Genomic DNA, 13,133 nt, shown 5'->3' on the forward strand with positions numbered 1-13,133 from the left:
ATGGGCACGAATGCCGGCACCCGAGGCCACTGAGTGGTGGCGAAAGGGCGTGTGACGGCGAACAGCAGCAGCAAAACGCCAGGGACAACGACGAGCGCCAGGAGCCTTTGCGTCGAGCTTGGCGCTGCCCCCGTGAGGACAACGACCTCGTCGTCGCGCGAACTACGCTCACCATCACTCTGCATAACGGCCTACGAAGTTGTGACGCCGTGCGGTGAAGTGTGCGCGAACGGCCCTGGTGCGTAGCTCCATAATAGGAGAGCTCGAGCAGAAATCGAGATTTCTCTACCGATAGCGCCAGTCTGTTGCCTCCCTGGACCGGGTCCTTATCACATGTCGAAAGTAAATCCGCAGCCGGAAGCTTGGCTAGGAACTGGCGGGCTCACAGAAATGACGTCATGTCAAACTTTGGGTTTTCCTTTTGAAATCAAAACTCTAGATTTCTGTCGTATCGATCACGGGTAGACACAAGCGCGTTATTAAAAAAGCTCAGTGAATTCAATTCACTGAGCTTGAAATCACAATTGAGTGGGAATGATTCAGGGGCCTTCCGGGCTGGACGGCGACGGCCGCGCCCGGCAAGCTCGGCGGCGCGTCCGCGCGGCCTAGCGCGCCCCGCGACGGTGGCCAATGAAGCCGATGAAACAGGATCACTCATCTCCCGGGAGTCGGCGCCGGATCGCGGCCAAGGCACGGCGCCACCGTAAGCTCTTGATCGCGCTGGGGGCCGTGCTGATCGCCGCCGGCCTGGCGGCGGCCGCCTTGCCGCAAGTCGCGCCGCTGATCATCGGCGCGGTCGCCGGCTGGCTGCTGTGGCTCTTCGGCGCGATCATGCTGCTCGTGGCGTTGCTCATCGCCACGGGCAAGTCCTTGTGGGGCGGGATCGCGACCAGTCTGGCTGCGGTCGCCGCCGGCGCCTTCTTGTTTTTCCGTCCCGACGCGGGGCTGTTGGCCGCGACGTTGCTGATCGCCGCCGTTCTGATCCTGGACGGCGCCAGCGAGCTCGTCCTGGCCTTGGACCTGCGGCCCGCCGGCGTCTGGCGCTGGGTGCTGGCCTCGTCGATCGCCAGCGGCCTTGCCGGCGTCGTGGTGGCGGGTGCGGGGAGGGCGCAGGATCTGACGGCGATCTTCCTGGGCCTAGCCCTGGCCAGCAGCGGCGCGGCGCTCATCTCCCTGGGGCGCCAGCGACGTTCCCGTCGGCCGCGGCGGCTGGGCGTTCAGACCGACGGGCCGAGCGTCTCGCCCAGGACGCCCTCCACATAGACCATGCGCACGAAGACATAGACGACGACCGCGAGCGGGGTGGCGAACAGCACGCCCAAGGGACCCAGCAGGACGCCCATGGCCAGCACCGCGAACAGGGTCACCGCCATGGGCAGCTGCACCAACTGCCGCAGCACCAGCGGCGTGATCAGATTGGCCTCCAGCTGAGCTGAGACCAGATAGACCAGCCCGGCCCAGAGCAAAGTCTGTGGACCGGCCTCGAGCGCGACCAGCAGGCCGGGCAGGGTCGCGACCATCGGGCCGATCACCGGTACGAACTGACCGATCCCGGCGATCAGGCCAAGGGCCGCGGCGGAGGGGACGCCGACCATCGCCAGGCCGATCCCGGTGGTGACGCCGACCAGCGCCATCGAACAGAGCTGCCCCACGAGCCATTGCCGCAGGGCGCGGTGGATCTGGTCCAGCACCTGCCGCGCCCGTTCCCGGCGCGGTCGCGGAAAGAGCATGAGCGCGCCGCCCACGTAGGAGCCCGGGTGGTAGGCCAGATAGAGCCCCGCGAACAACACGATGATGGTTCCGGCCAAACCGCCGGCCGCGTCGGCGGCGAGTTTGGGACCCAGGCTCACCAGCCAGCCAAAGCCGCGCCAGTCCTCCAGCTTGGCTAGGGCCGCGCCGCCGAACGGCGCCGTCGATAGGCGCGACTGGAGTTCGTCCAAGGCGCGTGGGAGCACCGCGTCGAGGGCCGCGAACTGCGCTTCGGCCTGACGGCCGAAGATCCAGATCGCGCTGGCGACACACGCGATGGTCGCGGCGACAGCCAGCGTCAGCGCCAGAGGACGGCGCAGGCGAAGCTGGGCGTGAAGCGGTTCGGCTAACGCGTTGAGCAGCACCGCCACAAGCCCCGCGCCGAAGGCCATCAGGATGACGTCGGCCAGGCGGATCGCCAGCAGGGCCAGGGCGACGCTGGCCATGGCCAACACCACGGTCTGCCGGATTGCGCCGCCCAGCGGCGATGTCGAGCTCGTCGACTCCATGAGCGCAGCTAGCCTCGAGCGATCATCACGGGCCTTGATCCCAGTCAAGATCGCCCCACGGCCTTGGACAAGACTAAATCGTCGCCGCGGCCTTTCGGCGAGGCGCTTTGCTCCCGAATGGGCGCGGCAGGATCGTGCGAGAACCAGAGGACCTTGTCGGGCGCTTGTGGGACATTCTTCTGCGGATCGACAGCGATCTGGCCGCCAGATCCCGTAAGGCCGTCGCGGCGGCTGTCGCCTTCGCTCAAGGCCCTGGACGCGGAAGTCGCCGTCCTGGCCCCTCGGGTCGCTATCGCGCTGGCCGGGATTTCTCCGCCGGAACCCTGGTCGGCCTTGCCGGGCCGACACGGGAGTGAGAAACCTGCCAACTTGATCGAATCCGGCGAGATAAGATGCTTCGAGATCGCCACAACGAACTGGGCCGCCAGCACGGTGCGCGCTCAGTTGGCGCATATTTACTGAAGCGTCGGGTGTCAGTTCTCGCGCGGGCCTGAATAGCCTGATTTTCGAAGACCTGATGATCGACGCGCCGCCGCGCCGATAGGCCGGCCAGACCCTGGATGAGCCTCGGCGCGTCACGCCTTGTCGGACTACTGCTCTGGAGCCGCCCAGATGAGCCATGACCTATCGGCGAATGCGCCCCCCACCGTGATGGCGCGCCGTCTTGGCCTGTTCACCCAGGACGAAGCGGTCGTGCTGATGCGCACCGACTGCCATGTCTGCCGCTCGGAAGGTTTGTCGCCCCGCGCTCAGGTCCTGATGGTCGCCGGCGACCGCGAGGTCATGGCCACCCTCTACCAGATCGAGGGGAATCTCCTGGGCGAACATGAAGCCGGGTTCTCCGAAGCGGCCTGGCGGCGGCTGGGCGTGGCCGAGGGCGACGAGGTCCTGGTTCGCCATCCGCCCACCCTGGCGTCGATGTCCAATGTCCGTCGACGGATCTTCGGCAAGCGTCTCGACGAGCCGGCCATGTCGGCGATCATCGGGGACGTCGTCGCCGGGCGCTACACCGACGCGCACCTTGCCGCCTTTCTGACCGCCTGCTCGAGCCCGCCGCTCGATACTGGCGAGGTGATCGGTCTGACCCGGGCCATGGTCGAGACCGGCAGCCGCCTCGCCTGGAGCGCGTCGGTTGTCATCGACAAGCATTCCGTCGGCGGACTGCCGGGCAACCGCACCACGCCCATCGTGGTGGCGATCCTGGCCGCCTGCGGCCTGACCATTCCCAAGACCTCGTCGCGAGCGATCACTTCGCCGGCGGGCACGGCCGACGTCATGGAGACCCTGACCCGCGTCGATCTCGACGCCCCGACCATGCGGCGCGTGGTGGAGGCGCAAGGCGGCTGCCTGGCCTGGGGCGGAGCGGTGGGTCTGAGCCCGGCGGATGATATCCTGATCCGGGTGGAGCGCGTGCTCGACATCGACACCGAAGGTCAGCTGGTCGCCTCGGTGATCTCCAAGAAGCTCGCCGCCGGCTCGACCCATGTCGTCATCGACATTCCCGTTGGGCCGACCGCCAAGGTCCGCTCCGACGACGCGGCCGCCGCCCTGGCGTCGCGGTTGGAGACGGTGGGCCGCGCCTGCGGCCTCCAGATCCGATGCCTGCTCACCGACGGCGCCCAGCCAGTCGGACGGGGCGTTGGTCCGGCCCTGGAGGCGCGCGACGTCCTGGCGGTGCTGCAGGGCGATCCGCGCGCCCCGCTCGATCTGCGGCGTCGAGCCTGCCAGCTGGCTGGCGCGGCCCTGGAGCTCTCGGGCCATACGCCGTTCGGCGAGGGGGAGGCCTTGGCCGAGCGGGTTCTCGCTGATGGTCGCGCCTGGAGCAGGTTTCAGCGCATCTGCGAGGCGCAAGGCGGAATGCGCGTCCCGCCGCGCTCCGCCTTCAGCGCGCCGCTGCTGGCGACGCGTTCGGGGCGGGTGGCGCAGATCAACAACCGCACCCTGGCCAGACTCGCCAAGCTCGCCGGGGCGCCAGACGCCAAGGCCGCCGGGCTGGAGCTCCACTGCCGGCTGGGCGACGAGATCCAGGCCGGGGAAACCCTGGTGACGGTCCATGCCGAAGCGGCCGGAGAGTTGGCCTATGCGCTGGAGTTCGCGGCCGCCAACGCCGACTATGTCAGCCTGGAGACTTAACATGCGGCTGCTTCTGCCTCTTCCCGGCAACGAAGGCTTCGCCGATCGTCTCGCGCGGGCCGGTGGCGGCGCCGTCGGCGCCTTGCGGAGCCGCCAGTTTCCCGATGGCGAAAGCTATGTGCGGATCGAGGCCGACGTCGTCGGGCGGATCGTCGACCTCGTCTGCACCTTGGCCCAGCCCGACGCGGCGTTCCTGCGCCTGGCCTTCGCCGCCGACGCCCTGCGCGACCTGGGCGCGACGCAGGTCAATCTGATCGCCCCCTACCTTGGCTATCTGCGTCAGGACGCGCGATTCCTGCCGGGCGAGGCGATCACGTCCAGGACCTTCGCCCGCCTCCTCGGCGGCGTCGTCGACAGGATCGTCACCGTCGATCCCCATCTCCATCGCTATCGCGCCCTGGAAAGCCTTTACGCCATACCCTGCCAGACCTTGCACGCCGCGCCGCTGCTGGCCGACTGGATCAAGGGCGAGGTTCCGGCGCCCCTGATCATCGGCCCCGACAGCGAAAGCCGGCAATGGGTCGCGGCCGTCGCCGATCGCGTCGGGGCGCCCCACGTGGTGATGGCCAAGCAAAGGTTTGGTGATCGGGAAGTCCGGGTGGACCTGCCCGATCTGTCGGCGCATCGCGGTCGCCAGGCGGTGCTGATCGACGACATCGCCGCCTCCGGGCGCACCCTGGCGGCGGCGGCCAAAGCCCTGGCGCTTCGGGGCTTCGTCTCGCCCGTCTGCGTGGTCGTGCACGCCGTGTTTGGCCAGGACGCCCTGGCCCATCTCGAGACGGTGACCGGGCGGATCGTTTCGACCGACTCCATCGCTCATCCGACCAACGCCATCGGGCTGGCGCCGCTCTTCGTCGGTCCTTAGAGGAAGACGATCCGGATTTGCGGGGGATCGAGGTCGGGGCCATCCTCCGTCGAGAGGCGCCGTCAGACGATCGATCGCGGGGAGGTCGACCATGTCCATCAACGATCCGTCGCCGCCGGGATCCGGCTTCCGGATCAGCGGCCTGTGCAAGGTCTATCCGACGGGCGCGGGTGAGGTGCACGCGCTACGGGGCGTCGATCTGACCATCACGCCCGGCGAGACCCTGGTGCTGCTGGGCCCCTCGGGTTCGGGGAAGTCGACGCTCCTCAATATCCTCGGTGGCCTGGACGCCGCCACATCCGGTTCGGTCCGCTTCGGCGCGGTCGAACTGGCCGGCGCCAGCGCCTCGGCCCTGACTCGCTATCGGCGCGACAGCGTCGGCTTCATCTTTCAGTTCTTCAATCTCGTGCCCAGCCTGACGGCGCGGGAGAACGTCGCCCTGATCACCGAGATCGCCGCCGACCCGATGCGTCCGGAAGAGGCCCTGGCGCGCGTGGGCCTGGCCGACCGCATGGACCACTTCCCCGCCCAACTGTCCGGCGGCCAGCAGCAGCGCGTGGCGGTGGCGCGGGCGATCGCCAAACGCCCGGCGCTTCTGCTCTGCGACGAGCCGACCGGCTCGCTTGACAGCGAAAGCGGCGTCCAGGTGCTGGAGGCGATCGCCGAGGTCGCCAGCGAAGTCGGCGCGACCACCCTGATCGTCTCCCATAACGCCGCCATCGCCGCCATGGCCGATCGGATCGTCCGCTTTCGCGACGGCCAGATCACGGAGGTTTCGACCAACGCGCATAAGACCCCGCCGCGGGAGATGCGCTGGTGAGGCCCGGTCCGCTGGACCGCAAGCTGCTGCGCGACCTGTGGCGCACGCGCTGGCAGGTCGCCGCCATCGCGCTGCTGATCGCCTGCGGGGTGGCCGTCGCGGTGATGGCCTTCTCAGCCCAGCGCGCCTTGGCCGAGGCTCAACGGGCCTTCTATGCCGAAACCCGCTTCGCCGATGTCTTCGTCCTGGCCAAGCGCGCGCCGATCTCGCGAGCGCGCGATCTGGCGGCGATCGACGGCGTGATCGCGGTCGACGCCCGCATCGTGCAGTCGGGCCTGATGGACGTGCCGGGCCTTCAGCGGCCGGCGACAGCCAGGCTGATCTCGCTGCCGGACGATCCGGCGGCGAGCCTGAACCGGGTTCGTCTCATGCGCGGCCGCATGCCCGATCCGACGCGCATCGGCGAGGCGGTGGCGCTCGGCACCTTTCTGGACGCGGCCGGGATCCGGCTGGGCGAGCCGCTCAAGGCGACGATCAATGGTCGCGAGATCCGCTTGGTCATCGTCGGGGCCGTCCTGTCGCCCGAATACGTCTATGTCCCGTCGCCCGAGTCCTTCATGCCCGACGACGCTCACCAAGGCGTCATGTGGGCGCCGCGCCGAACGGTCGAACGGGTTGGCGGGATGAGCGGCGCGTTCAACGCGGCGAGCCTGCGCCTGGCGGCCGGCGCGACCCTCCCCGCCGTGCTGACCGAAGTCGACCGCCAGCTTGCGCCCTATGGCGGCCGCGCCGCCTACGCCCGCGCCGATCAGCCCTCGCACGCCTTTCTCGACGCGGAGTTGAAGGAGCTGTCGACCTCGGCCTCGATCCTGCCGCCCGTCTTCCTGATCGTCGCCGCCAGCCTCGTTCACCTGGTCGTCAGCCGCCTGGTGGACGCCGAGCGCGAGCAGATCGGCCTGCTCAAGGCCTTCGGCTATCGGGACCGCGACGTGGCCTGGGTCTATCTGCGGATGGCCGCCGCGATCGGCCTCGTGGGAGCCATGGCCGGCGGCGCGGCGGGCGCGGCGCTCGGCGCGGCGATCGTTGACATCTACCGGGCCTATTTCCGATTTCCGGTCCTGAACGTCCACTTCCACTGGACCGCCTTCGCGATCGCCTCCGTCCTCTCGGTGACCGCGGCCGCGGCCGGCTCGCTGGCGGCGGTCCGGCGCGTGGCGGCTCTGTCCCCGACGGTGGCCATGCAGCCGCCGAGGCCCGCGGTCTACGCCGCCGGCCTCCTCGATCGACTGACGGCAGGGCGGGGCTTCGATCAGGGCAGCCGCATGATCGTGCGCAGCCTGGAGCGCTTTCCGGGGCGCGCCGTGCTCACGGCGGCCGGTCTGGCCGCCAGCCTGAGCCTGCTGATCGGGACGCAGTTCCTGTTCAACGGCGTCGACCAGGTGGTCGAAGCGACCTACTATCGCGTCCAGCGCTGGAGTGACGCCATCAGCTTCGTCGAACCCAGGGATGTGGCCGCCGTTCGCGACGCGGCGCGGCGGCCAGGCGTCTACGCCGCCGAACCGACCCGCGTGGTCGCCGCTCGCCTGCAAGTCGGCGGTCGGCGGGAAACGGTGCGCCTCTTCGGGCTCGAGCCGACGTCCGACCTGCATAGGCCCCTCGACGCGGCCGGGCGGCGCGTCCCGTTCCAAGGGCGCGGTCTGGTGCTCAGCGAGGCCCTGGCCACCCGACTTGGCGTTCGGCCCGGCGATGTGATCTGGACCGAGATCCTCGACGGCTCCGGTCCCCGCGCCCTGTTGCCGATCACCGGCCTGGCCCGGGACTACAGCGGCCTGACCGCCTACATGAGCCGCGCGGCCCTCAACAGGATGATGGGCGAGGGGGACCTGGCCAGCGGCGCGGATCTGCTCGTCGCGGCCGACGCCCGGCCCGGCTTCTACCGCGCCATCGAGCGGACGCCCCAGATCGTCGGCGCTTCGTCCCGCGACGACACCGTGGCCAGTTGGCGCTTGGTGATGGCGCAGTCCTTCCGGACCGCCATCGTCTTCTATCTCGGCTTTGCCGGCGCGATCGCCTTCGGCGTGGCCTACAACACCTGTCGCATCGCCCTTTCCGAACGCGGACGAGACTTGGCGACCCTGCAGGTGCTCGGCTTCGGACCCGTCACGTGCGCCTATGTGCTGGTCGGCGAGCTGACTATCCTGAGCCTGCTGGCCATTCCGCTCGGCATGCTCGGGGGGCAAGCTCTCGCCCGCGGCCTGGTGGCGGCCTATTCGCGCGAAGAGCTTCGCCTGCCGGCCGTCATCAACGCCGACAGCTACGCCATGGCGATCGCCGTCTATCTGGCGATCGTGGCGATTGCCTGCGCCCTGGTCGCCCGCCGCATCTGGGCGCTCGACCTCGTGGCCGTTCTGAAGACGCGGGAGTAGACATGGGCAAGATGGCTTGGCCGCGATGGGCGCTTTTGGCGGCGCTGGTGATCGTCGTGGCGCTCGTCGTGATCGTGCTGGCCGCGCCGCGCCCAGTGTCGGTGACGCTCGCCCCGGTCGGCGTCGGCCCCATCACCGACAGCGTCGCCGATCAGGGCTACGCCCGCGTGCGGGAGGCCTATGTGGTCTCGGCCCCGGTGTCGGGACGGCTGCAGCGCCTGGACCTGCATGTCGGCGATCGGGTCGAGAAGGGCTCGACCCTGATCGCACGCATCCTCCCCTCGGGGGCTGAACTGCTCGATCCTAGGACTCGGGCTCAGGCCGAAGCCCGCGTCGCGGTCGCGACGGCGGCCGTCGCCAGCGCCCGCGCGCAACTGGAACAGTCGGCCGCGGGCGCCCGGCAGCTCGAAGGCGATCTCGCCCGCCAGCGTGAACTCGCCGCCAAGGGCTTCGCGGCGGCCCAGGCCCTCGAGGCCGTCGAGGCCAAGGCGCGCGCCGCCCGCGCCGGCGTCCGCGCCGCCCAGGCGGACTTGAACGTGCGCCGTTCCGAACTCGGCGTCGCCCGCGCGGCCTTGATTGGACCCGAGGGAGAGGGGCAGGGCGCGGTTTCGGTCAGCGCGCCCGCCTCGGGCTATGTCACCCGGGTGCTGCAGGAGAGCGAGCGCACCGTCGCCGTCGGCGCGCCGCTTGTCGAGGTCAGCGACAAGGGTGGTCTGGAGGCGGCGATCGAGTTCCTGTCACAGGACGCGGTGAAGATCCGCGAGGGCATGGCCGCTGAAGTGTTCGATTGGGGCGGTCCGGCGCTGCCGGCCGTTGTTCGCCGTGTCGAACCCCAGGGCTTCACCAAGGTCTCGGCGCTTGGCGTCGAGGAGCAAAGGGTCCTGGTCTTCCTGCAAATGTCCGGCGACCCGACGGCCTGGGCGAGCCTTGGACCCGGCTACCGGCTGTGGGGCCGGGTCTTCCTACGGCGCGAACCCCGCGCCCTCAAGGTCGCCCTCGGCGCCCTCGTGCGCCAAGGCGGCGGCTGGGCGGTGTTCAAGGCCGACGCGGGGCGGGCGCGCCTGACGCCGGTGGACGTTGGCGTGATGACCGATCGCGAGGCTGAGATCCTCAAGGGCTTGCGCGCGCAGGATCAGGTCGTCGTGTTCCCTTCCGACCAGATCCGCGACGGCGTCCGCCTCAAGCGCCGGGCGAACTGACGCTCCTCCATGGGGCAGGCGTCCAATACCGCGATCGGGCCCACGTCCCGCCTGTCCACCGCGCGCGTCTACACGGTAGGGGGCGACGAGCGAGAGCGGCGTGTTTTTTTGTCAAATTGACCATGCTCAACTCGCTCCGCCATCAGGGTCGCATGCTCTGCTCCGCGTCGTTCGGACGTGCATAGGATCAAGGAGGCCTGCGATGAACACTCAAGACTCTCAAGCCCTGCTCCCTGTTTTCGGATCGCGAGGGCTTCACTTCTTCGGCCCGCTACAGCGTGAGATCGATCGTGTGTTCGCCGATTTCGGCCGTGGTCTCGGTCGCGGCGGCTTCGATGCGCCCAGTCTCGACTTCGCCGAAACCAGCGACGGAATTGAGCTCAAGCTGGACGTCCCCGGCTACAAGGAAGGTGAAATCACCGTGACGCTCGATGGCGATGTCCTAACGATTTCCGGCAAGACCACGGCCCAGACCGAGGAGAAGGAAAAGACCTACCACCTCGTCGAGCGCCGTAGCGGGGCCTTCTCGCGCTCGGTGGTGTTGCCCGTCGCCGTCGCCTCCGACAAGGTTCGCGCGAGCCTGGTTGACGGCGTTCTGACCATCACCGCGCCCAAGGCGGCTACGACGGCTGGCAGGACGATCACCATCGAAACCAAACCCGCCGTCGCCGCGTGACCATGCTGGCCATGGTGCTTCAGGACGGGCGCTTGGCGCCCGTCCTCCGACCATCGCCGCACCCAGCGCCAGGAGAGCTTCTGGTGCGGGTGCGCGCCTGCGGTGTCTGCCGCACGGATCTGCATCTTCTCGACGGGGATTTGCCCCTGACGGGACCCATCGTCCCCGGACACGAGGTAGTCGGCGAGGTCGCCGAGCTTGGTCCGGGCGCGCACGGGTTCGATGTCGGCCAGCGTGTCGGCGTGGCGTGGCTGGGATCGACCTGTGGCCACTGTACCTATTGCCGGCAAGGGACCGAAAATCTCTGTGACGCCGCGGTGTTCACGGGCTGGACCCGTGACGGCGGCTACGCCCAGATGCTCACCGCCGACGCCCGGTTCTGCTTTCCGTTGCCCGAGGGACCCAGCGACGCCGATCTCGCGCCGCTGCTCTGCGCCGGACTGATCGGGTTCCGCGCTTGGCGCATGGCTGGCGAGCCTGCCCGCGTTCAGCGGCTTGGCCTTTACGGATTCGGGGCGGCCGCCCATCTTCTGGCGCAGTTGGCGAAGGCCGAGGGCCAGAAGGTCTACGCCTTCACCAAGCCCGACGATCGAGCCGCCCAGGATCTTGCGATCGAGATCGGCTGTCTTTGGGCGGGCTCGTCCTTGCAACCGCCTCCCGAGCCGCTTGACGCGGCTATCCTGTTCGCGCCGTCCGGCGATCTTGTGCCCCTGGCCTTGCGGGCCGTGCGCAAGGGCGGGACCGTGGTCTGCGGGGGCATCCATATGAGCCAGATCCCGGCGATGGATTATGCGGACCTCTGGGGCGAACGGCGGCTGGTGTCGGTCGCCAACCTCACTCGGGCCGACGCTCTCGACTATTTTCCCCGCGCCGTGCGCGCTGGCGTCAAGGCGCACGTAAAGACCTACGATCTGCGCCAAGCCGGCCAAGCGCTAGCGGATCTGCGCGAGGGCGCCTTCACGGGCGCGGCGGTGTTGATGGTGCGCTAAGCTTCAGGCGCTGACGAGTTCGAACAGATCGTCGAGCTTGGCGCGGACCTGCTCCAGGAGATCAGAACCCCACTCTTCGGTCATGTTCGGGACGACGCCGCCGAAATGTTCGTGCCCAAGCAGTCGAAGGCCGCAGACGCCGCAAAGATGCAGGTCGAAGACGGTCATCAGGGCCTTCAGAGCGCCTGTGCTGTTGACCCAGTGCTCGGGCGCGCCCGACGTGGAGAAGCTTGCCAGGGTTACGCCGTCGAGGAGCGGCTCCATGTGACCGCTGACCGAGGCGTATCCGAAACCCATGCCCAGGACACGGTCGACATAGCCCTTCAGGATCGCGGGCGGGGCGTTGAACCAGAAGGGATAGACGAAGATCAGGCTCCTGGCGTCGGCTAGAAGGGCGCGCTCGGCCGCCACATCCGCCGCCGGCGTCGCGCCGTAGGCCGTGGGCATCTCCTCGGCCCTCAGGCGGGGGTCGAAGTTGAGAGCGTAGAGATCGCGCAGGACCACATCGTGGTTGCTCGCGCGCAGATGATCGACGCAGGTACGGGCGATGGCCCCGCAGAAGCTGTTGGGCTTGGGGTGGGCGAGGATGACCGCGTGCTTCAAGTGAATCTCCGATGGCGTGTCGAGCTTGGAGGAAAGACCGGCTCTCCAGCCTCAGCCCTCGACGAGGGCGGCCAAGCGGCTTGGCGCCCTGATGCGAAAGCGCCGGCAGCCGTCGAACTGCACAATCCCTTTGGCCTGGAGATGGGTTAGGGTGCGCGACACCGTCTCCACGGTCAGGCCCAGATAGTCGGCTATATCCTGTCGCGCCATTGGAAGGTCGACCCAATCGCCCGTCAATCGCTGCGCGATATCATCGAGAAAGCCCGCGATGCGCTCGATGGCCCTCTTGCGCGCCACCAGCAACAGATGATCGCGAACCTGCGCCAGCTCCTCGCCGGTGGCGCGCCATAACATGCTTTCCAGCCGTTGGCCTAGGTCGCCGTAGTGCATCAGGGCTGAGCGGCGAACGGCCAGGACCTTGGTCGGAGCGAGCGCCTCGGCTGAGGCTCGACGGAGAGGGGCGGTCTCCAGGCCGAAGATATCGCCAGAATAGTAGAAGCCGCCGACCTGTCGGCGACCATCGCTCAGCAACCGGGCCGACCGCACCGCGCCGGCGAGCACATGGTAGACAAGATCGGTCTGGTCGTCCTGAACGTAGATTTCGTCGTCGGCGTCAAAGGTCATGGCGACGCCTATCCGCTCGAAAAGGTCGACGAGCGATGGTTCGACGACGGCGGGGTGGAACTGACGAGGAGGCGAGGAGAGGACGGCGGTCAGGGTCATGGCGCGCTCCCAAGCGAATGTCGACAAGACTAGGCCTCGCTTCGACGATCCGACATTGGGAACTCTACTTAGGGTTAGGACAATCTGCGCCGCGCCGGCGAGGCGCCGGCCTTGTTCGGTCCTTTGGTGAAGCGACAGGGGAGAGGCCTTTGCTCCAACGAGCTTTGGCGCGATGATCAAACGTTCAGGCGGCGAGCGCGTGGCGATGCAAAGGGGCCTTCCGCACAGGCGACGAGTTCGGGCCTACGCCGTGGCGACCGTCACGCCGGGCTTGGCTGCGCTCGTGTGTTTGGTCCCCGGGTTTGATCACCGATCGTCCTATCTTCCCTTCATCGTGCCTGTCGTGATTTCGGCGGGGCTCGGCGGCGCGGGCCCCGCGCTATTGGCCGCGCTCATCGGGTTTTTCGCCGGCGTCGCGTTCCAGACGAGCGAATTGGAGACGGTAGGGGGCGCTCTCAGCGCCGTCACATTCGTCCTGGCGGCAGGGAGTGTCGTTTTCTT

General features: G+C 68.4%; 11 protein-coding genes and 1 pseudogene. 9 read left to right on the forward strand and 3 right to left on the reverse strand.

The genetic code is table 11. From position 1 onward, the window contains the following. Positions 1-711: 711 nt before the first annotated feature. Positions 712-1,263, forward strand: coding sequence for a DUF308 domain-containing protein (locus VJ655_RS15760; protein ID WP_324112688.1), 552 nt, complete (start codon positions 712-714; stop codon positions 1,261-1,263). On the opposite strand, the gene VJ655_RS15765 is transcribed toward VJ655_RS15760, so the two are convergent. After that, complete coding sequence (locus VJ655_RS15765) at positions 1,218-2,258, reverse strand: AI-2E family transporter (RefSeq protein WP_324112690.1); 1,041 nt, start codon at positions 2,256-2,258, stop codon at positions 1,218-1,220. The genes VJ655_RS15760 and VJ655_RS15765 overlap by 46 nt on opposite strands. 612 nt (positions 2,259-2,870) lie before the next feature. Between VJ655_RS15765 and VJ655_RS15770 the strand changes: the two genes are divergently transcribed. The 7 genes from VJ655_RS15770 (at position 2,871) to VJ655_RS15800 (ending at position 11,306) form a co-directional block, all read left to right on the forward strand. Then, the gene (locus VJ655_RS15770; protein ID WP_324112693.1) at positions 2,871-4,391 is read left to right on the forward strand and encodes a thymidine phosphorylase family protein; all 1,521 of its coding nucleotides are present in this window, start codon (positions 2,871-2,873) and stop codon (positions 4,389-4,391) included. A gap of 1 nt (position 4,392) precedes the next feature. Beyond that, positions 4,393-5,256, forward strand: a complete 864-nt coding sequence (locus VJ655_RS15775; protein WP_324112696.1) for a ribose-phosphate diphosphokinase — start codon at positions 4,393-4,395, stop codon at positions 5,254-5,256. Between the two features lie 91 nt (positions 5,257-5,347). Next, complete coding sequence (locus VJ655_RS15780; RefSeq protein ID WP_324112698.1) at positions 5,348-6,076, forward strand: ABC transporter ATP-binding protein; 729 nt, start codon at positions 5,348-5,350, stop codon at positions 6,074-6,076. After that, positions 6,073-8,442, forward strand: coding sequence for an ABC transporter permease (locus VJ655_RS15785; RefSeq protein WP_324112700.1), 2,370 nt, complete (start codon positions 6,073-6,075; stop codon positions 8,440-8,442). Before VJ655_RS15780 ends, VJ655_RS15785 begins: the two co-directional genes overlap by 4 nt. A 2-nt stretch (positions 8,443-8,444) precedes the next feature. Continuing rightward, positions 8,445-9,641, forward strand: coding sequence for an efflux RND transporter periplasmic adaptor subunit (locus VJ655_RS15790; RefSeq protein ID WP_324112701.1), 1,197 nt, complete (start codon positions 8,445-8,447; stop codon positions 9,639-9,641). 292 nt (positions 9,642-9,933) lie between these two features. Beyond that, complete coding sequence (locus VJ655_RS15795; RefSeq protein ID WP_324112703.1) at positions 9,934-10,317, forward strand: Hsp20/alpha crystallin family protein; 384 nt, start codon at positions 9,934-9,936, stop codon at positions 10,315-10,317. A gap of 11 nt (positions 10,318-10,328) precedes the next feature. Continuing rightward, a complete protein-coding gene (locus VJ655_RS15800) occupies positions 10,329-11,306 on the forward strand; it encodes a zinc-dependent alcohol dehydrogenase family protein (RefSeq protein WP_324112708.1) in 978 nt (325 codons plus the stop codon). A 3-nt stretch (positions 11,307-11,309) separates the two neighbouring features. On the opposite strand, the gene VJ655_RS15805 is transcribed toward VJ655_RS15800, so the two are convergent. Further along, positions 11,310-11,909 (reverse strand): NAD(P)H-dependent oxidoreductase, encoded by a 600-nt coding sequence (locus tag VJ655_RS15805; protein ID WP_324112704.1) that lies wholly within the window; start codon positions 11,907-11,909, stop codon positions 11,310-11,312. A 51-nt stretch (positions 11,910-11,960) separates the two neighbouring features. After that, on the reverse strand, positions 11,961-12,632 hold the full coding sequence (locus VJ655_RS15810; RefSeq protein WP_324112706.1) for a helix-turn-helix domain-containing protein: 672 nt from the start codon (positions 12,630-12,632) through the stop codon (positions 11,961-11,963). A gap of 250 nt (positions 12,633-12,882) precedes the next feature. On the opposite strand from VJ655_RS15810, the pseudogene VJ655_RS15815 reads away from it, so the two are divergent. Further along, a pseudogene (locus VJ655_RS15815) lies at positions 12,883-13,133 on the forward strand (hypothetical protein); the annotation flags it as partial.

Origin of the sequence: Caulobacter sp. (assembly GCF_035254145.1) — a bacterium.
Lineage (GTDB): Bacteria > Pseudomonadota > Alphaproteobacteria > Caulobacterales > Caulobacteraceae > Caulobacter.